Source organism: Pseudoclavibacter sp. Marseille-Q434, assembly GCF_050315415.1.
In the GTDB taxonomy this organism is placed as follows: domain Bacteria; phylum Actinomycetota; class Actinomycetes; order Actinomycetales; family Microbacteriaceae; genus Pseudoclavibacter.
In genome coordinates, this window is sequence record NZ_JBNPQH010000001.1 from 712583 (window position 1) to 730129 (window position 17547).

At 65.4% G+C, this 17547-nt stretch carries 24 protein-coding genes; 19 read left to right on the forward strand and 5 right to left on the reverse strand.

Features of this window, described 5'->3' with window-relative positions; all coding sequences use genetic code 11:
* Positions 1-4: 4 nt before the first annotated feature.
* From ACQFZP_RS03470 to ACQFZP_RS03505, 8 genes are read left to right on the forward strand one after another with little or no spacing between them, the layout of a single operon-like run.
* Positions 5-1096, forward strand: coding sequence for a hypothetical protein (locus ACQFZP_RS03470; RefSeq protein ID WP_211890336.1), 1092 nt, complete (start codon positions 5-7; stop codon positions 1094-1096).
* Entirely contained in the window at positions 1096-2265 is a 1170-nt protein-coding gene (locus ACQFZP_RS03475; RefSeq protein ID WP_211890337.1) for a M23 family metallopeptidase, read from the forward strand. Before ACQFZP_RS03470 ends, ACQFZP_RS03475 begins: the two co-directional genes overlap by 1 nt.
* Complete coding sequence (locus ACQFZP_RS03480) at positions 2262-2753, forward strand: M23 family metallopeptidase (RefSeq protein WP_211890338.1); 492 nt, start codon at positions 2262-2264, stop codon at positions 2751-2753. The genes ACQFZP_RS03475 and ACQFZP_RS03480 overlap by 4 nt, the downstream gene beginning before the upstream one ends.
* Positions 2746-3189 (forward strand): hypothetical protein, encoded by a 444-nt coding sequence (locus ACQFZP_RS03485; RefSeq protein ID WP_211890339.1) that lies wholly within the window; start codon positions 2746-2748, stop codon positions 3187-3189. Before ACQFZP_RS03480 ends, ACQFZP_RS03485 begins: the two co-directional genes overlap by 8 nt.
* 11 nt (positions 3190-3200) lie before the next feature.
* On the forward strand, positions 3201-3626 hold the full coding sequence (locus tag ACQFZP_RS03490) for a hypothetical protein (RefSeq protein ID WP_211890340.1): 426 nt from the start codon (positions 3201-3203) through the stop codon (positions 3624-3626).
* An 8-nt stretch (positions 3627-3634) separates the two neighbouring features.
* Positions 3635-4507, forward strand: a complete 873-nt coding sequence (locus tag ACQFZP_RS03495; RefSeq protein ID WP_211890341.1) for a hypothetical protein — start codon at positions 3635-3637, stop codon at positions 4505-4507.
* Positions 4508-4509: 2 nt separating this feature from the next.
* Positions 4510-5040 carry a hypothetical protein gene (locus tag ACQFZP_RS03500; RefSeq protein WP_211890342.1) on the forward strand — a complete coding sequence of 177 codons (531 nt, stop codon included), beginning with the start codon at positions 4510-4512 and terminating at the stop codon, positions 5038-5040.
* Positions 5040-5867, forward strand: coding sequence for a hypothetical protein (locus ACQFZP_RS03505; protein ID WP_211890343.1), 828 nt, complete (start codon positions 5040-5042; stop codon positions 5865-5867). Before ACQFZP_RS03500 ends, ACQFZP_RS03505 begins: the two co-directional genes overlap by 1 nt.
* Before the next feature lie 551 nt (positions 5868-6418).
* Here ACQFZP_RS03505 and ACQFZP_RS03510 read toward each other — a convergent pair.
* Positions 6419-7030 (reverse strand): HNH endonuclease signature motif containing protein, encoded by a 612-nt coding sequence (locus tag ACQFZP_RS03510; protein ID WP_211890344.1) that lies wholly within the window; start codon positions 7028-7030, stop codon positions 6419-6421.
* Between the two features lie 57 nt (positions 7031-7087).
* Here ACQFZP_RS03510 and ACQFZP_RS03515 point away from each other — a divergent pair, with 57 nt between their 5' ends.
* Genes ACQFZP_RS03515 through ACQFZP_RS03525 form a run of 3 tightly spaced genes read left to right on the forward strand, consistent with a single transcriptional unit; the run spans position 7088 to position 8938 of the window.
* Positions 7088-7441, forward strand: a complete 354-nt coding sequence (locus tag ACQFZP_RS03515) for a hypothetical protein (protein ID WP_211890345.1) — start codon at positions 7088-7090, stop codon at positions 7439-7441.
* Entirely contained in the window at positions 7441-8703 is a 1263-nt protein-coding gene (locus ACQFZP_RS03520; RefSeq protein ID WP_211890346.1) for a hypothetical protein, read from the forward strand. Before ACQFZP_RS03515 ends, ACQFZP_RS03520 begins: the two co-directional genes overlap by 1 nt.
* A gap of 16 nt (positions 8704-8719) precedes the next feature.
* Positions 8720-8938: a hypothetical protein gene (locus ACQFZP_RS03525; protein ID WP_211890347.1), complete on the forward strand. Its 219-nt coding sequence runs from the start codon at positions 8720-8722 to the stop codon at positions 8936-8938.
* 11 nt (positions 8939-8949) lie between these two features.
* Here ACQFZP_RS03525 and ACQFZP_RS03530 read toward each other — a convergent pair whose 3' ends face one another.
* Entirely contained in the window at positions 8950-9432 is a 483-nt protein-coding gene (locus ACQFZP_RS03530) for a hypothetical protein (RefSeq protein WP_211890348.1), read from the reverse strand.
* A 238-nt stretch (positions 9433-9670) separates the two neighbouring features.
* Here ACQFZP_RS03530 and ACQFZP_RS03535 point away from each other — a divergent pair, with 238 nt between their 5' ends.
* The 8 genes from ACQFZP_RS03535 (at position 9671) to ACQFZP_RS03570 (ending at position 14702) form a co-directional block, all read left to right on the forward strand.
* The gene (locus ACQFZP_RS03535; protein ID WP_211890349.1) at positions 9671-11185 is read left to right on the forward strand and encodes a peptidoglycan DD-metalloendopeptidase family protein; all 1515 of its coding nucleotides are present in this window, start codon (positions 9671-9673) and stop codon (positions 11183-11185) included.
* Positions 11185-11640, forward strand: coding sequence for a hypothetical protein (locus ACQFZP_RS03540; RefSeq protein WP_211890350.1), 456 nt, complete (start codon positions 11185-11187; stop codon positions 11638-11640). The genes ACQFZP_RS03535 and ACQFZP_RS03540 overlap by 1 nt, the downstream gene beginning before the upstream one ends.
* Positions 11630-11974: a hypothetical protein gene (locus ACQFZP_RS03545; protein ID WP_211890351.1), complete on the forward strand. Its 345-nt coding sequence runs from the start codon at positions 11630-11632 to the stop codon at positions 11972-11974. Before ACQFZP_RS03540 ends, ACQFZP_RS03545 begins: the two co-directional genes overlap by 11 nt.
* A 3-nt stretch (positions 11975-11977) precedes the next feature.
* Positions 11978-12217 carry a DUF7681 family protein gene (locus ACQFZP_RS03550; RefSeq protein WP_211890352.1) on the forward strand — a complete coding sequence of 80 codons (240 nt, stop codon included), beginning with the start codon at positions 11978-11980 and terminating at the stop codon, positions 12215-12217.
* Entirely contained in the window at positions 12214-12405 is a 192-nt protein-coding gene (locus tag ACQFZP_RS03555; RefSeq protein WP_211890353.1) for a hypothetical protein, read from the forward strand. The genes ACQFZP_RS03550 and ACQFZP_RS03555 overlap by 4 nt, the downstream gene beginning before the upstream one ends.
* On the forward strand, positions 12402-12815 hold the full coding sequence (locus tag ACQFZP_RS03560; RefSeq protein WP_211890354.1) for a hypothetical protein: 414 nt from the start codon (positions 12402-12404) through the stop codon (positions 12813-12815). The genes ACQFZP_RS03555 and ACQFZP_RS03560 overlap by 4 nt, the downstream gene beginning before the upstream one ends.
* 208 nt (positions 12816-13023) lie before the next feature.
* Positions 13024-13620, forward strand: coding sequence for a hypothetical protein (locus tag ACQFZP_RS03565; protein ID WP_211890355.1), 597 nt, complete (start codon positions 13024-13026; stop codon positions 13618-13620).
* A gap of 11 nt (positions 13621-13631) precedes the next feature.
* Positions 13632-14702, forward strand: coding sequence for a helix-turn-helix domain-containing protein (locus ACQFZP_RS03570; RefSeq protein WP_211890356.1), 1071 nt, complete (start codon positions 13632-13634; stop codon positions 14700-14702).
* Positions 14703-14760: 58 nt separating this feature from the next.
* On the opposite strand, the gene ACQFZP_RS03575 is transcribed toward ACQFZP_RS03570, so the two are convergent.
* From ACQFZP_RS03575 to ACQFZP_RS03585, 3 genes are all read right to left on the reverse strand, one after another.
* Positions 14761-15126: a hypothetical protein gene (locus ACQFZP_RS03575; protein WP_211890357.1), complete on the reverse strand. Its 366-nt coding sequence runs from the start codon at positions 15124-15126 to the stop codon at positions 14761-14763.
* A 186-nt stretch (positions 15127-15312) separates the two neighbouring features.
* Positions 15313-16143 (reverse strand): PH domain-containing protein, encoded by an 831-nt coding sequence (locus ACQFZP_RS03580; RefSeq protein WP_211890358.1) that lies wholly within the window; start codon positions 16141-16143, stop codon positions 15313-15315.
* 119 nt (positions 16144-16262) lie between these two features.
* Positions 16263-17051 carry a tyrosine-type recombinase/integrase gene (locus ACQFZP_RS03585; RefSeq protein WP_211890359.1) on the reverse strand — a complete coding sequence of 263 codons (789 nt, stop codon included), beginning with the start codon at positions 17049-17051 and terminating at the stop codon, positions 16263-16265.
* Positions 17052-17547 lie beyond the last annotated feature (496 nt).

Here is a 17547-nt window from a genome sequence, read left to right on the forward strand (position 1 = left end):
CTGAGTGTTCACCTACGAGATATCCGAGAGCATCACAGGGAAGCCCGTGCAGAACGTGACGCGCCTTGCGACTCGCGAGAGCAGCTGGGAACGGCTCGTTGGGCAGGTCACCTCCGGCTCGACGACGTTCTCGCTTGCCGCGTCGCCGTTCTCCCGGGCGCAGCACCGCACGCTGTTCATGCCGTGGACGCACCAGCTCAACATCTGCTGGAATCGCTGGCCCATCTATTCCGGTCTCATCACGCAGGCGGGCTGGACGCAGCGCACGAAACGGCTCACCGTCAAGAGCTCGTCGCTCCGCATCCTGCTCTCGCGGCGCCTGATGTTCCCGGTTGGCGGGTGGGGGACCGGCACCGTCGACGCGTACTCGCTCGACATCCGCCGTGCCATGGCGCTCTTCGTGCGTAAGGCGCTGCTCGACGGCAACCCGCGATGGAAGGTGCCCCTGACGATCATCGGGCATGTGGGCGGCAGCCGCAGGGACACGGTGCACAACGACTCGTTCCAGACGGCAGAGGACATCATCTCTGCGCTGGAGGCGGAAGCGAACGCTCCCGACATCGACTTCCGACCGCGCCGCGTTCCACTCTCGGACTACTTCGAGCACGAGGTGCGCATCGGGGATCCCGCGAACGGGGGGCTGCTCGACGGCCCATCCCTCGAATGGGCCAGGGGTGCGCAGGACGTGAAGACGGTGACCGAGGGCATCGACATGGTGACCGGCGCCTTCACGCCCGGCGAGGGCAGCGAGCAGATTCGACCCTTCGGGCAATCCGCGCTCGACACTGGCCTCGAGCCGTACCAGGGCCCGTATCTCGACAAGGTGCAGACCTTCTCCCGCGCTGCTTCTCTCGACCAGCTCGACGCGTTCGCACGCGCGATCCGAATCGCGAACTCCGAGCCGCGTGAGCTCATGAGCTTCACGGTGCGCTCCGATGGTCGCAACAAGCTCGATCAGTTCATGCCAGGCATGCGAGCGCGCGCCCTGGTCCGTGGCGATGAGTGGCTGCCGCCGGGATGGTCCCCGTGGCAGTACGTGCTCGGCTACTCGGGTGGATCGAACCGGAGCGTCACGCTCAAGGTCAAGGGGGGCTGATGCCCGACCACGGACTCAGTTCCCGCCTCGGAGCTCTCGAGCGACGCCTCAGAGAGATCTCCCTGAACGCGCAGCACAACTCGGCGAGCGTCTCGCGCGGCGCGTTCGAGATCCGCTCACCTCAAGGGCTCATCGTCCGCGGCGGCGCCGGCATTCTCCTCATCGGCAACATGGACGCCACGGGAAAGATCGGCGTCACCGGTGAGCTCAACTTGCTCGACGGGTCGCTCTTCACGTTGAACGGAACCGGCAATGTGACCGGCCTGTTCAACCTCCTCGACGGATCAACTCTGAGCGTCGACGGCTTCCTGAGAGGGAATGGCGATCTGGAGTGGGAGGGCCCCGCCAAGTTCAAGGGGCTGAGTATCTTCGACGGCGACGTCGCGGTCACCAAGACCCTCGACGTCACGGCCGACTCTCGCTTCCGTGCCCGCGTCCGCATCGAGGACGACCTCGAGCTCGTCGACAACGGCAAGTTCAAAGCCGGCGCGATCGAGATCGATCCGGCCAACCACAACGGCGGAATCCGATGGGGTTGGGGTCAGGAGCTCATCGCATGGGCGGGCGCGCTCGAGCTCTACTCGGCGGGCAGCGTTAAGTACGGCATTCAGCTGCGCCCCGACGGCGTGCACATCCCGCTACTGCCGGCCGTCACGAACTCCTCGCAGCTCGACTCCATGGATTGGCTCGCGTACGAACGCATTGGCGGGAAGATCTGGCGCGTCCCCAACGACGTGGGCTCACCGCTCGGCGGTGACCTGCGCTGGCCGTTCAACCCGGACAACATCACGGACGGCTTCGGCCCCCGCGTCTCACCGGGCGGCATCGGCTCCACAGACCACAAGGGCGTCGACTGGCCACTCCCGGGCGGCACACAGATCCCGGCCGCAGGGAACGGCACCGTCACCTTCTCCGGCGGCAACGCCTCGAGCGGCTTCGGCTACCACGTGATCATCGACCACGGCGACGGCATCGAAACGCTCTACGCCCACCAGCAAGTACCGTCCACGCTCGTCGTCGGACAGCGCGTCACCGCAGGACAGATCGTCGGCATCGTCGGCACGACCGGAACGTCCACGGGCGACCACCTCCACTTCGAGGTACGCCAAGACGGCGTCCAGATCGACCCCGAGGGGTTCATCACCAAACCCTGGGAGCCCTGGCTATGACGCACGCAGTCAAGTACGAACCCACCGACGCCGAACGCATCTTCTCCTGGCCCATCGACATGACCCTCGCCAGGTTCACCCCGGGCAACGGCTTCGGGAAGAGACGCCGCCCCGGCACACCACCCGGCGAGTTCGAGGACCACCGCGCGCTCGACATCGGAGCGCCGGCAGGAACACCCGTCTACGCAGCTGCCGACGGAATCGTCGACGTCGCGCTCGCGGACGGCGCCGGCGGGGACACTCGCAGCGGCAATCACGTGTGGATCCGGCACGAGAACTGGCTGACTGGCTACTTCCATCTGCAGGCCGCCCCGCTCGTCAATGAGGGCCAGACAGTGAAGCGCGGCGACCTCATCGGCTACGTCGGCTCGACCGGCAACGGCGGCGGAGAGCACCTCTGCTGGCACACGCAACTCACCCGCGGAGGCCAAGCCCTCGCGATGAACCCGCGCCAGGTCATGCGCGACTACGGGAGGTCTGATGCCTGAGTACAGAACAGTGGTCACGGACGCCGGCTTGGATCCCGCGAACGTGACTCGCGTATGGGTACAGCCCGAGCGGGAGTCCATCAGGATGGCCGCCGGCGCACCAGCGGGAGCGATCACCGGCGAACGTGTGTACGCCATCCCGTCGTCCTCGGGCACGGTCATCTTCCCCAACCTCGTGGCCTCGCCAGACCTCAGACCGCGCGGCTGGTACCTGCTAGGCGCGACCACCTCCAACGGCCGAGAGATGCACATCTGGCGGTTCTGGGCACAACCCGGGGGCGGCATCATCCGCCCCCCGGAGGAGACCGTGCTGTCGCCGGGGTCGGTGCTCTACGGGTTCGGTCCTGATGTGCAGGGCGTGCCCGGTGCCGCTGTCTTCAAGGATGGCGGGTCCACGTTGAAGCTGATCGTAGAGAAGGGTGCGGTGATGCCGTAATGGCTGAGTATGTGGAGATCGACCTGGGTGGTGTTGCATCCGATCAGGTCACCGCGATCAACGTGTCGACGCCGGGCCGGAAGACACGCCAAGCGGTGATCGACGCCATCGGTCCCGCGCTCGCGGAGGGCCTTCCGCCAGAGACGCTCGATGAGGTCGTGTCGAACGTGACGGAGTTCATCGAGACAGATGCTCGCCTGATCCGTGCGATGGATGCCCCGGATATCGACCTGATGTTCAAGACCGCGTCGGGGAAGAAGTCCTGGCTGGGGATCTCCCCGACGGGTTCTCTTGCGCGGATCACGGTGTCGGCGATCGCGAACGCCCTGCATGTGTGGGCGGGTGCTGATCGGCCTCGGCCTTATCCGGGGAACTTCATCGTGTGGCTTCGCATCGATGGTGACGAACTGACTTTCACGATTGTGAGGAACACATGACGGTGACGATGACTGACCTTTCGGTGGGCGGTGGGGGTGGCGTCATGGACCCACGCAAGTTCGATGTGACGTCGGGGGTGCTGCGAAAGCGCGGCACTGTCGTCGGCCACTCGACGTTCGAGAACGGCACGGATGGCTGGGTGGACCACTTCCACTACGCGGACGCGGCGACCGTCATCTCTCGCACTCGAAGGCACCCGTTCCACGGCAGCAAGGCGCTCTTGGTGTCCCCGTCTGAGCTCCCGTACAGTCAGGCGACCCGCTACCACGGCGCATCGGCGTACAAGCGCGTCGGGTGGCCGAAGGAAGTCGGGCCGCAGTCCCTGTCTGGGTGGTTCGCGATCCGCGCGGGTTCGGGCGCCAATCTCCTGACGGAGCGTAAGTACCCGTTCTCGCAGATGTGGATCGGAATGGACTCGCAGCTGCCTGACGGCACATCGCGCGCGTTCGGCACCGTCTCTCTGCGGGACAATGGGGACGGTTCCTGCTCCTGGTGGTTGAAGGGTGGGAAGCGCGGCACCGGCTCGACCGCGGAGACGCGCCCTGACATCGAGATCGCCGGCACCCGCATGTGGTTCACCGGTCTCAACGAGAACAAGGCGAACGCGTTCTACACGCGCCTCACCACGAACCCGGCGTCGATGTTCGCGGGCGGCGACTACTACCTGGAGTTCCAGGTGAACGGGAAGGTGTTCGACCTGCGCGGGCTCACGGGCATCCCCTACGACCTGCTCCTCAACAACGGGTCGCATGACATGTTCACGGGTGGCAACAACATCGGCATGGGCATCGCGCGCTCGTCGGTGAACCAGGAGCAGAACGTCGTGCAGCTGCTCGCCGACGAGATCCTGTTCACCACCAATGACCGGATCGGAGCGTAACCATGGGCGCAACTCACGTCATCGCCGCGGCCACGACAGGTGACCGCGTTAGGAACCAGGGCAACGCGCTCTACCCGGACGGGGTGCTGAACGGCCTCATCTTCCCCCAGAACCATGTCGAGTTCGAAGGACGCTCTGTGACGCACATGGTCAGCATCCGCGGCGTCGTCGGAGCACCCACGACATGGACGCTCGAAGCTCGGTTCCTGAACATCATCGAGCACTCCTCCGGCCCGCAGTTCGGCGCTCCCGAGATGGTGCCGTTCTCGGAGCTCGAGACAGCGAACTTCGTCGCCGGCGGCGTCGCGTGGGGCAAGGCGTCCACCCCGGTCGCGAACCTCGGAAAGAACGCCGGCGAGTACCAGGCGATCGCGGACCACACGGACAACCCCTCGAGCGGCAACATCCTGCGCTTTTCGCGCACGGTCGAGAACTTCTCGCTGCGCCACAAGCTGCAGTTCCGATTCACGAACGTCACGGGTGGCACCGACCCGAGCCTCGTGTGGACCTACCTGATTCAGGAGAACGACTGATGGCGCGCGAGATACGCATCCCCGGGTTCGAGATCACCGGCCCTGGGCTGCAGGAGCCGCCGGTGGATGACCTCGCCGACTCGCCGGGCGCGCTCCTGTACATGGACCTCTCGCACCCGGCGGCGCCGGTCTCGGGAACGCCTGGCACGGTGCCGAACCTCGCCGCTGAGAACGCCGCCGTGATCTCAGCCACGCCAGTCGCGCCGATCACCCTTGCGAACACGTTCACGTCCGCGTCGGGGAAACTCGAGCGGACCGCGAAGGGCGGCTTGCTTGTGCTGCCGTCCAAGGTGAACGACGTCGTCGGGCAGACCGTACAGGCGCAGATGTCGACCGGGCTCGCATCCTGGGCGCGCACGCGCCAGACGGACTGGTGGTTCCTGTCGGCATCGGTTCGTTTAGTGCGCACCGGCAACGCTGGGGTGGATCAGCAGATACTCCGCCTCGGGCAGAACACGGCGAGCACCATCGTTTCGGTCTCGGAGGGGTCGAACGGTGCGTCCGTCTTCGGATCACCGCCCCCGAACCGCACATCCCTGGCGGTACCGTCTACCCCCACGCTGGCATGCCTGTCAGTTGCGGCGCAGGGGTCCGGTTCGCTGACCTCAATCGCTCAGTCGTTCCTCCTCGGCGGTCCGATCAACGCGACGTTCAAGGGCAAGAGCGTGGCCTACGTCCTGTACTTCGCGTTCATGGACAACCTGACCCTGTCGGGGCGGTCGTACGCGGAGTCTCGGGCACTGGCCGAGGCGACCCACGCAGCCGGTCACTCCGTGGGCGGCCGTTGGCACGGCGACACCTGGACGAACCCCACGACCTTCCCGTAGATCCGATGTGCCTAAAGCTCGACGTATTGTTGGTCAGTGGCTTGGACGATGGAAAAGTACAGTCGAGTTCGGTGGACGGCGATCGGTCTCGTGTGGGGCAGCGGTCTCGTATCCGTCGCCGTCGACCTCATTGCAGTCGACTGGACCGAGGTCCGATCCAAGGCCCTCTTCGTCGTCGCGGCCGCACTTGTCTGCCTGACGATCTTGTCGTTTGTCCCAGACCTTGTTGATCACACGCGTCGCCGGTTGGCCAAACGCCGCAGAGCACTTCGTCCCATCTCGCTGGGTGTCTGTGATGGGTGGCTCGCCCAGTCCTACCGCGCCGAGCCCTTAGACACTTACGTCCTGACCATTAATCCATCCGGCACATACAACCGGAGGCCGTTGGCGCTGCTCGGATTCTTCGATGGTCCGAGCGGGCCGGGGCCTCATACTCGCGAGGTCAGATTGTCCCTGTCGAAGCATGGTCTGCTGGCGGTGGCTCCCGACCGAGTCCTCATTACTTGGAGGGACGACACGGGGGTACACGCGACTGTTGTTCCAGTGAGGCCTTATTCGAGCGCTTGACCTTCATCGATGAGCTCGGCACCGAACCATCGGCCGACGAGGAGGGTTCCTTTCTCGGTGAGGGTGTATCGGTCTACCCCCTCGACGCGTCGCCGTCCGTTGGGGCTGAGCTTCGGACTTTGGTGCGGCTTGTCCATGCGCGAGGGCACGGCAGTGACGATGTCGCCTTGGATGATCTCTTCTAGACCCCCTGGAAGCGGTTCGATGTGCACGAGCTCGTCGCGAACTACGTTGCGCAGCATGAGATCGATGGTTGCGCTCAGCTCCATCTCGACGTGCGTTCCGGGAGCCGACGCGAGGTGCTCGAGAAGTCGGCGTTCGAAGTCGTTGTAGCGACCGTTCATCACCGCGAGATTGCGTTTGTAAGCCCGTATCGACTCCTGGGTGATCTCGCCCAGCTGGTCGTAACGCCAATGGTCCTTTTGGCACAGCATGATCAGGTTGTCGAAGTCGTCATCACCCGTTTTCGCGTGCGGCTCGATATGCGCGCGCTCAAGGCCGACGGTCTCACCGCATCCGGGTAGGGCGCATCGGTAGCCGCACTCCTCCAGGAGATGCCGGGTCACTGCAACGGGGATCGCCTTGCGTGGGGACATCGGTCTCTCTTTCAGTGGTCGAGCGGTCTTTTGAACCATATCTAGAAGGGGGTCTCCATGTGGGATCGCGATCTTCCCCAAGAAGTTGATCCGCTCGAGCTGTATGCGGGCGATCATGTTGTGCAGGAGTACTTGGTCGACCAGCTAGACGAGGATGGTGCGCTGATCGGCCCGTTCAATTTCTCGGGCTGGTCGATCTCGTCCCAGTGGCGCGGTAACGGCCGCGAGGTCGATCTGGACGCTGTGGCCACGGAGCCAGGCGTGCTGCGCCTCACCCTCGACAAGACGGCCACCCGGGCTATGCGCGTCGAGGGTCGCCTCGACATTCAGGGCATCGACGTCGAGGGTCGCGTGCTGACGTTCGTGAAGTGCGATGTGATCGTCGAAGCCGACGTGACGAGGGAGGCCTGATGTCGGAACGCATCCGCGTGACCGCGCGACCTCGGCAGGCCGTGCGCGTGCAGACCCGCTACGTCATCCCGGCTCCCGAGGCTGGCTGGTCGCTCGAGCTCCAGCAGACGGAGACGCACCTGCAGGTTCGCCAGGTCCGAGATGAGGAGACGCGACCCTGGGTTGATGTCGTCGCGCTCGCGGAGCTCGCTGGCCCTGCTGGTGCGGTGCCGGTGTTCGCGGTCGTGGATGGCGCTCTCGCGTACCGGTTCGGTGATTCGGGCCCGTGGGGTCAGCTGCTCACGATCGAGTCGCTCAAGGGCAACGACGGGCTCTCGGCGTATCAGCTGTGGGTTGCGGCGGGGAACGTCGGCACGGTTGTCGAGTTCCTCGAGTCGCTGAAGGGTGAGACTCCCGAGCTCCCGTCGTTCGTCGCGTCGTCGACGGTGGGTGTGGTCGGCTCGGTGCCGAGTGTCGCGCTTGAGGAGATCGACGGGGAGGCGCGGTTCAAGTTCGTGCTGCCGCCGCCTCGTGACGGCGTCTCGCCGCCGCCGCTGAGCCTGTCCGTGACGTCGTCCGAGGTCGGGCAGGGGCAGCCGATGACGGCGAGCCTGTCGGGCTCGTACCCGAACCTGACGCTCGCGCTCGGACTCCGAGCCGGGACGCCGGGTGGTCAGGGCGACCCGGGCCCGCAGGGCGCGTCCGGCATGCCGAATGTGGACCTCGTCGGCACCGTCATGCCGAACGGCGTCGTTACCGCGGCCCCGGGGACGATCTACCGTGACACAACAGTCAGCAACGGCTTGCTCGGTACCAACGGGGCGTCGCTCTGGATCAAGGCCAGCGGCACCGGTAACACCGGGTGGCGCGTCCTCGACGGGGACACGGGCTGGCGGCGCATCGATCAGCAGTCGTTCTTCAAGCAGAGCGCGACCACCACGCTCATGCCGATCATCTCGACACGCGGACTACTTGTGCGGCGCACGGGCAACCGCATCGACGCCAAGGGGTACCGCGTCACGATCGACCGAACGCAAGAACCTTCTGCCGGACCATGGATCATCCCGCCGAGCGGTTTCGCGCCGGACGGCGATCTGTACTGGCCGTGGTCCCGCTGGGACAGCACCGCGCAGTTCGGCCTCTACTGGAGCGGGACCGCGTTCTTCGCTTCCTCCGGCGTCCAGAATCCATGGGCCGGGACGACAAACCAACTGCCGACGACGACCTTCTCGTGGACCACTGCACAGGCGTGGCCCACATCGCTGCCGGGCACGCCTGGCTGATCGAAAGGACTCTGCCTTGTCCCTCGCAGAGCTACCCTCACTCACCGACGATCAACTCGACGACCTGCGCATCGCCGCGGCGACGGAGCAGGAACGCCGGGCGCGCATGCGTCAGGTGCCGCTCGACATCGCCGCATCCGCGAAGCGGTTCGTGGAGGACGGCGGCGACCCGGAGGAGATCCGGGCCGCGCTCACGGACACGCTGCCGGTGGTCGAGATTGCCGGCGTCGTCTGATCTGCCCAGCGTTAGCCCTTGCGTCGGGCCATGAGCTTTCTCCGCTCGGCGCTTCGCTTGTCAATGTGTTGACGTTGCTCGGCGGTCAAAATGCCAAGGTCGCGGTACATCAGCGCGTATGAATGGGTCGATGCATTCTCGAGGCGGGCTTCCACGTCCGCACTGGGCGTGCCGTCTACGACTTCTGCGGCGGCCTTGGCTAGTTCATGCGTGTAGGCCAAAATAGCGGCCTGAACTTCGGTGCTTCCGATTGTGCGTACCCGCGCTGCTGCGCTCTTGATCCTGCCGAGGCTCTCGACCATCGCCGCGCAGGACGTCTCGAATCCTCGAGTTAGGTCAGCCAGTAGCGCCGAGTCCACCTCCGCACCGGGTGAGCGGTTGGCTCGTCGGGTTTCCATGATCGCCGCGTGGTTGTGCACCTCACTGCGCTTCCGAAGTGCGTCGAGCAAGAGGTCTTCGTTTGTCGTATCTGTGTCGATGAAGCTGGCGTACACCTCGAACCTCCGTTCACGGAGCCACTGCTCGACGCTCGCGTCTACCTGCCGGCGTTGGACTCGGACCGGGGTGAGTGCAGAAACCGCTAGCCCCGCTGCCGAGACTCCGACGGCTCCGACTGCTGCTATCAGGGTCCAATCTTCAGCGGATATCGACGACACGTAAGCCCACATACCGCGAACCCTACTGGCCTCGCCGCTCGGCGGGGCTTTTCTCATGCAACCCAGGAGGCATCACATGGCCGTTTGGCCCCTCAGTAACCCCAGGGTGAGCGACCGCTTCGGCTGGCGCATCCACCCGATCCACGGAGGCCGACGCTTCCACTACGGCACGGACTACGCGGCAGCCGGCGGCACGGAGCTGCTCGCCGTCCAGCGGGCGAAGGTCGTCGCGAAGGGGTACGGCGTCGCTGGCGCTGGCCACTGGGTGACGATCGAGTCCATCAGCGAGCCAGGCCTGCAGTGGTCGTACTGGCACATGAACCAGGCGTCGCCGCTGCAGCGCGGTCAGACGATCGCGGAGGGCTCGGTCGTTGGCTGGGTCGGCACGACGGGTTCGTCGACCGGCAATCACCTGCACCTCGAGCAGTACTTCCACGGCGCGCACATGGACGCGCACGCGTGGCTTCTTGTCGCGACGTCGGTGCGGCCCGCGGGGCCGGCGAGCCCGGGCACTCTGCAGCAGGACATGCTACTGGGCGTCGACATCTCCCGCTGGCAGGAGAGCGTGGACTACGGGCGTCTGTCCGCGGCGGTCGGCTTCGCGTACCTGAAGGCGGGCGGCTCGAACACGGGCAGCGCGTACACCGACTCGCGCTACAACCAGCACGGCGCCGGCCTCGCCCCGCACCTCGAGACGGTCGGCTCGTACTGGATGAACGGCCGCGGCGATCCGATCGCTGACGCGAAGTACTTCCTCTCGATCCTGCGCAGCGACGCGGACGCGTTCGTGGCGCTCGACCTCGAGCACCTGGAGAACGAGGGAGTCGCGGGCTGGAACCCGACGCAGGCGCTCGCGTGGATTCGGGAGGTCCGCAAGGGCTACTCGGGTCCGATCTTCGCGTACATGAACTCGGCGTTCACCGCTCAGTACGACTGGGCGCCGGTCGAGGCGGAGACCGCGGGGCTGATCCTCGCGAACTACGGAGCCAACAACGGTTCCCTCTCGAGCACCAACCCGGGGACCGGCACTTGGTCCACGTGGAAGGTGCACCAGTTCACCGACGCCGGCACGATCCCTGGGATCTCTGGCGGCGTCGACCTCAACCGCGCCAAGCCTGGCGTGTTCACCTCTCTCGAAGGAGATCTCACCGTGTCCCAGCTCAACGAGCTCATGAAGCACATCACGTCGGAGGCGGAGAAGACGCGCAAGCTGATCTCCGTCACGGCCCCGGTCCGCGCGATCACGTACAAGGACGGCCCCGACAAGGGGAAGATCTTCATGGTCAGCACGCGCACGGGCAACCGCGTGCACATTCCCAACCCGGACTTCTATGTCCTCAACCAGGCGTTCGGTCTGTTCGTCGGTGACGCGGTGACGGCCGAGGGGCATGTCGCAGAGCACCTGCGCAACACCTACCGGCTGCTCGCGGACGGCACGGCTACTCAGGCGTCGCTCGACGCGACGCGCGATGAGCTGCTTACGGAGCTCGGCAAGCTCTCGCCGGCGGAGCGCAAGGCGCTGATCGAGTCTCCGGAGAACATCGGGGCACTCGAGGTCATCGAGGTGTCGGCAGCCGAAGTCACGAGCTGATGCCACGGACCCGTGCGTGGCTCCGCTGGTTGTGGTCGGAGTTCACGTATCCGCCGCACATGCGGGCGATCTACGTGTGGGTGTACATCCTCACGATCTGCGGAGGCGTGGTCACGTGGACCTCGCCTCCGCGCACGATCGCGTCGGAGATCGGCCCGATCCTGTCGAACGTCTGGGCGCTCGCGCTGCTCTGCGGTGGCATCCTCGGGCTGATCTTCGTAGCAACGCCGTGGTGGGCCATGGAGCGTGCAGCGGTGCTGCTCTCGATGAGCGGCCTGGGCGTGTACGCCTACGTGGTGCTGATACTCCACCTCGGATCTGAGCCCGGATCAAGCCGCCTCCTGCAGCTCGTGGTCATCGTGCTCGCCGCGACGCTGTATTTCATCCGCCTCGTGAGCGTCAGGCACTACTCATTCCAGCCGCTCTCGAGGAGGACGATGCCCCATGCAGGGTGACTTCGGAGTCGTTGCGGTTGTCGCGGCCATCCTCGGTGCCGGCGGCGGCGCATTCGGCAAGACCCTCGTCGAGCAGCTCTTCCAGGTCATCACGGGCCGCTCGAACCACAAGCGCCGCGAGATCGACCGAGCGTTCGACCAGCGAGACAAGGCCTTCCGCTCGCGCAACATCTGGACGGAGAACTTCCGGAAGGTGAGCAACTGGGGCCTGAAGATCGACAAGCTCGCGCGCTCGTCGGAGTGCTTCGACGATGCGCTCCTTCCGGAGTACCCGGAGATCGTCTACGACAACGACCAGCCGGATCCTCCGTCCGGCCCGATCACGAAGGGGTGAGCGATGTCTCACGCATCCCCGTCCATCGAGGACCGCTACCCGACATCCGTGTCGGCCGGCCCACCCACGGATGAGCAGAAGGCCGCATCTACGGAGCTCCGCGCCGCGATCGTCAACGCTGCGGAGGCCGTCGAGCGACACGTCCCAAGAGGCCGCGACAACAGCCTCGCCCACACCGCCCTCGAAGACGCGCTGATGCGTGGCAATCGGGGCATCTTCAATCCACCGAAGGAGCAATCATGACGAAGCCCAAGACCCATCCCGCCGAAGAGTCAGAGGCGACGTTCGGCACGATCCGTGTCGACGCCTCCGAGCTCGCCGAGCTCGAGACTGATCTCGCGCTCATCGGTCAGCTTGCCGAGACGATCAACGTCGCCGGCGACCTGCACGTGTCCATCACTCGCATCGAGTCGTTGGGGGAGTCCGAATGAGCCTGCACGAAGAACCGTTCGAGACGCGCGAGCAGCGCATCAATCACGACGCCGAGCTCGCCGCTCAGCAGGAAGCCCTCGAGGCGCAGCGGGGCGGCACCGTGACAGGTGAAGCCACGCAGTCGGCGCACCCGGCGCGGGCGACGTTCCGCACGGCGCTCGCCGTCATCCTTCCCGCGGCGCTCGGACTCCTCGTCCTGCTGCCGCTCATCGCGCCGGCCCTCGTGGCATGGGCGCAGGAGAGCGGCGAGGTCGTGCCGCCCGAGGTCACCGCAGCGCTCGTCGGCTTCGCGGCCTACGTCGCGGCGATCGCGTCGCTCATCACCCGCATCCTCGCCGTCCCCGGCGTGGAGACGTGGCTGCGCTCGCACGTCCCGTGGCTCGCCGCCGCACCCCGCATCGAGCACTGACGAGCAAGTGAGTTGGAGCGTCGCCTCGACGCTCCAACGCTCGGCCCGCTCCGTTGCATCTGGCACGACTGCGCCCCCTCTCGCTGAAGCGATCCCGGACACCCGGGACGACGCTTCGCGGGAGGGGGCGGTTTCGCGTGTCGCGATCTGACCGACGCATAGATCGTGAATATTTGACAGGTGCTTTTTTATAGGGCACGATGTGGGCATGAGGCCTGAACTGATCAGCAAAACCGAAGCCGAGGAGCTTCTCGCTCCGCACCTTGCGGCGTTGCAGAAGTGCATCAGGGAGGCGTGGGCGGACTGGCTTCAGCAGATCAAAGAACGTCCCCAGGATGCGACGTTGAGCAAGTCGTCCAGGGCGCGGGTCACCTACGATCGCATCGCAGATCGGGCCGAGGCTTACTTCGACGCGGTCGGCGTCCACACCACACGCGAACGTGATTTCTTGGAAGTCAGCCTCGCTGACGGACTCGTACGCCTCCGTTTCAAGAAGTTCCGTGACGGCAGCCTCCGGACATCTGGCATTCCGACAGACCAAGCACTGGAGATCTACTATCAGCAAGTCTCTCTTGAGGGCATGAGCGTGACTTATCTGAGCGCTGGGTACCTTCCGGACGAGCTCGGGCTTGAGCTCGACAAAGTATCCATCGTGTGTTCGTACGCAGGCAAGGCTCTGTGGGAGATCCCGCTCGAGCAGGACGCTGCGGGGGTTGCCGCGCACGGAACCCCGAAGCGGCCGACTGGGCCCTCAGTCACCAGTAACCGTCCTGCTGCGCAGGAAGATCAACTCGAAGGGCTCTGATGAACCCGCGCATGATCACACTCCTGCGCGAATCGAGAGGGTTGAGCGGAGCAAAGCTGGCGGAAGCGGCTGATGTTTCGCAGTCGACGTTGTCCAAGATGGAGAACGGGCTGGTTCCTCTCGACCCTGATCGCATGCAGCGAATCGCACGTGTGCTGGAGTACCCGCTCGGCGCTTTCGAGTGGACGGATCCTATCTACGGCTTCGGGCACACAGCTTTCTACCATCGAAAGCAGCAAGCGCTTCCCCAGACCCTTCTCCGGAAGATTCAGGCGAACGTGAATCTGACTCGAATTCGCCTGGAGCGACTGATGAGATCTGCGGTTATTGGCGCGAATTACGAGATGCCAGTAGTCGAAGCATCGACGCTTGGAGGGCCCATCAATGTGGCGCGGGTCGTTCGTGCTATGTGGCAGATACCCATGGGGCCGATCGAGAACATGGCGACGACGGTTGAGTCCGCGGGGGTGATAGTCTTGCGCCTCGATTTTGGCTCACCCAAGATCTCTGCGATCAGCATGGATGCCGTGGGGACGTACCCGCCGGTGATCATCCTCAATGAGGCACATCCAGCGGACCGGGAACGCTTCACTCTCGCTCACGAACTGGGACACCTCGTAATGCATTCGTCAGTAGAGCTTCCGGACGAGGCGGAGGCTGAGGCCGATGCGTTCGCTGCCGAGTTCTTGATGCCTGCGTCTGAAATCAAGACGCAACTTCGCGCGATCACCCTGGAGCGTGCGGCCCAGCTCAAACTCAAATGGCGTGTATCCATGGGGGCGCTCATCCGCCGTGCGCGAGATCTTGGGGTCATTGACGAGCGTCGGTATCGGAGCCTCAACGTTTCGATATCCCAGAAGGGTTGGCGGAAAGTTGAGCCCGTTGAGCTCTCGCGCGATGAGCCGAGCGTTCTCGCAGCTCTCATCAGACTGCACCTCGAAGAGCATGGATACTCGAAGGAGGACATGGGGCAGCTGTTGCAGCTCGAACCGGTCGAGCTGACCGCTCGTCTCCATGCAGCTGCCCCAGACGTGCGCGTGGTGTCTCCGGGGCAGGCGGGTCACCTCCGCGCTGTCCTGTAGCACAGTCGCCACGAGATACCGCCCCATCTCCTTCGCGAGGTGGGGCGGTTTTGTGCGTTCACCACCCCTTCTTCCGCGTCGCTCGCTGCGCCATGTAGAGCAGCGCGATGGAGAGCTCGGAGGTAAGCCGCTCGGCGGCGAGAGCATCACCTTCGAGGGTGACGGTGCCGCGGATCTGCGAGTTGCCGTGTGAGATCGCCCACTCCTTCTGACTCATCGTCCCGACTTCGAGTGCCTGGCGCACCTCGGTGCGGACGTCACCCTCGGTTACCCACTGCAGCATCTCGAGCCACGCGTCGAACACCTCGAGCGGTTCGAGGAGGATCGGCTCGTAGGTGGCGCCGTCGACGGCCACGGGTGCCGGAACGAGCTCGCCGTCGACTTCACGCAGCGGGGGAGTCTCGCCCCAGATGAGCCAGGACATGCCGTCAACCGGCCGGGTTGCGACAGGGCGCCAGCAGACGATGCGCCTCGTCCACTTCCCGTCGACGCGCTCGGCGACCGTCTCGCACCTCAGTGCTAAGGCACCTAGCGTAGCCTCGGCGGGCACATGCTCAACTGGTTCATTCATGCCCATGGTGATGGCCCGAAGGGAATGCCATGCGCACGTCTACAGCCCGAGCGCCTGCTTTTTGGCGGCGGAGAACTCTTCGTCTGTGAGCGCGCCGGCCAAGTGGAGATCGGTCAACTGCTGGAGGCGGTCGATGAGGTCGGGCCCTGCTGTCTGGGCCGCTGGTGTCGCGGGTGCCGGTGCGGCTGACGGTGCCGAGTACGCGGGCGGGTGTGCGTAGACCGGCTGCTGCAGGAGGCGTTGCCTTCGCTGCAACTCATGCTTGCGAGCTCGGGCGACTTCGTTGATGAGCTGCTGGACCTCGCGCACGTCGGGGATCGATTCCAGGATGACGCTCTCGGCATCGGTGTGTACGACTAGGTCGCTGACTCCGCGGGCCTTCTGGGCCATGGACTGCCTCACGTCCACGTCAGTAATTCGTTCGACGCCGATCTGCTGTCCGTTGGTCGAGAGCATGCCCCGCTCGAAGTGCAGGTAGTAGCGGGTGAGTCGGTAGCGTCCGCCGCCGACGCCGGTCATCGTCTTTGAGCTGCCCTCCCAGATGAGGTCGTCGCTGGAGACGTCGCTGTCTTCGCCGACGCTCGCGCCAGTAGCTGAGGAGGATCCGGTGGCGGTGCGGAACTTGGAGAGGGCCGCAGCAGCGCGGCTGGTGGTCGGTTCTGCTGATGATCCCGATGGTTCGGCCACTCGTGGTGCCGAGACGGCTGCCGGCGCTGACGTCGTGAGTGCTGGAGCGGGTGCACGATCGTCGACGACGACTTGCCAGCCTTCTGGCGCTGCGGGCCAGGTCGGGTCTGGTTGCCATCCTTCGTGGGGCATCCAGCCTTCTGGTGCTGCTGGCCATCCGGGGGCGGGGTTGAAGCGGGGCACGGTGGTCTCCTCGGCGTCGCTGGCGTGTGAGCCACGAGCCTACCGGCGGGTGTTGACGGGGTGAATCCCCGGGTACGCGAAGGGCCCGCCGAGCTGTCGCTCGACGGGCCTTGGCGTGTTCACGCGACGAGTCGCAGTGATGTTCCGTGCGCGACGGCTCTGCGTGCGCGGTCGTCGAGGTGGAGGTAGCGCTGGGTGGTGGCGATGCTGGCGTGGCCGAGCATCTCCTGGACGGCGCGGAGGTCGCCGGTGGCCTGGTAGGCAGCGGTTGCGCCCGCATGCCGGAGCGCGTGCGGGTTGTATCCAGTGGTGTCGCGAATGAGGCGGTACACCCAGGAGCGGCTCGCGTGGCTGCCGTACCGGCCCGGGAAGAAGTAACCCCGCCCCTGCATGGCCTGCAGGCCTCGGAGGGCTCCGTCGAGGTCGGGGTGCAGGTAGACCACTCGCTCTCGTCCTCCCTTGCCCTCGAAGCGGATGGAGTCGCCGTCTCTCGCGTCGGTGCGGAGGGTGGTGATCTCGGCGAGGCGGAGGCATCCGAGGCGTGCGAGGGTCACGGCAGCGCGGGCTTCCATGGACATGGGACGGTTGAGGACTCGCGCGAGCTCGTAGTCTTTCGCGACGCGGGCGACCGAGTAGGGGATGCTCACGGGGTCGAGGTCGGCCGCTGGGTTCGTCGCGAGGTGCCCCCGCTTGTGTGCCCAGGCGTAGAAACTGCGGGCCGCGGTTCGGATGCTCTTCTTGGTCTGGGGGCCGGCCTGGTTAGAGATGAACGTCTCGAGCATGGCGGCTGTAATGTGCTCGAGGGGGCCGTTCTCTCGGCGGATGCGGTCGATCCAGTAGAGGTAGAGCTCGATGGTGCGCTCGCGTCGGTTCATCGCGTAGAGGTGGTGGCGGTATTCGCGGATCATGGTGCACTCCTTCGTGTCTGGTGTGCTTTCGATCCTGTTACCAGTGTTGCCGGAGCGGCCGAGCATTTGGTCGGTCTCCCGCGAGGCGTTCTGCGACTCGCCGCGGGCGCTCATCGGTTGGCCACCAACATAGCGACGGGGGCGATCGGCGCGTCGAGGCTCGGTTCGCTGTCGTCGCGGCGCGGGTGAAGCTCGGTGACGGAGGCCAGGTCGCTTGCTGTCGCGGCAGAGTCACTATCGGCAGGTTGATGGTTCGAGTCCATCTCAGGGAGCAAACGGAAAAGCCGCGGGACCTTCCTTCAGAGAAGGCCTGCGGCTTTTCGCTTCGCTGGCAGGCTGCCAGGGCGCCGAGGGGAGCCGTCGCTGGCGCCCCCGGGCCCTCCGTTCATCAGGCCCGGTGCATCCGCCCCGGCGCTTCCGCATCGCTGCCAGCCGAATGGCCCTTCTAAACTCCCCAGAGGGGCCATTTGACTGGCAGTGACGACGGCTGAGCGAC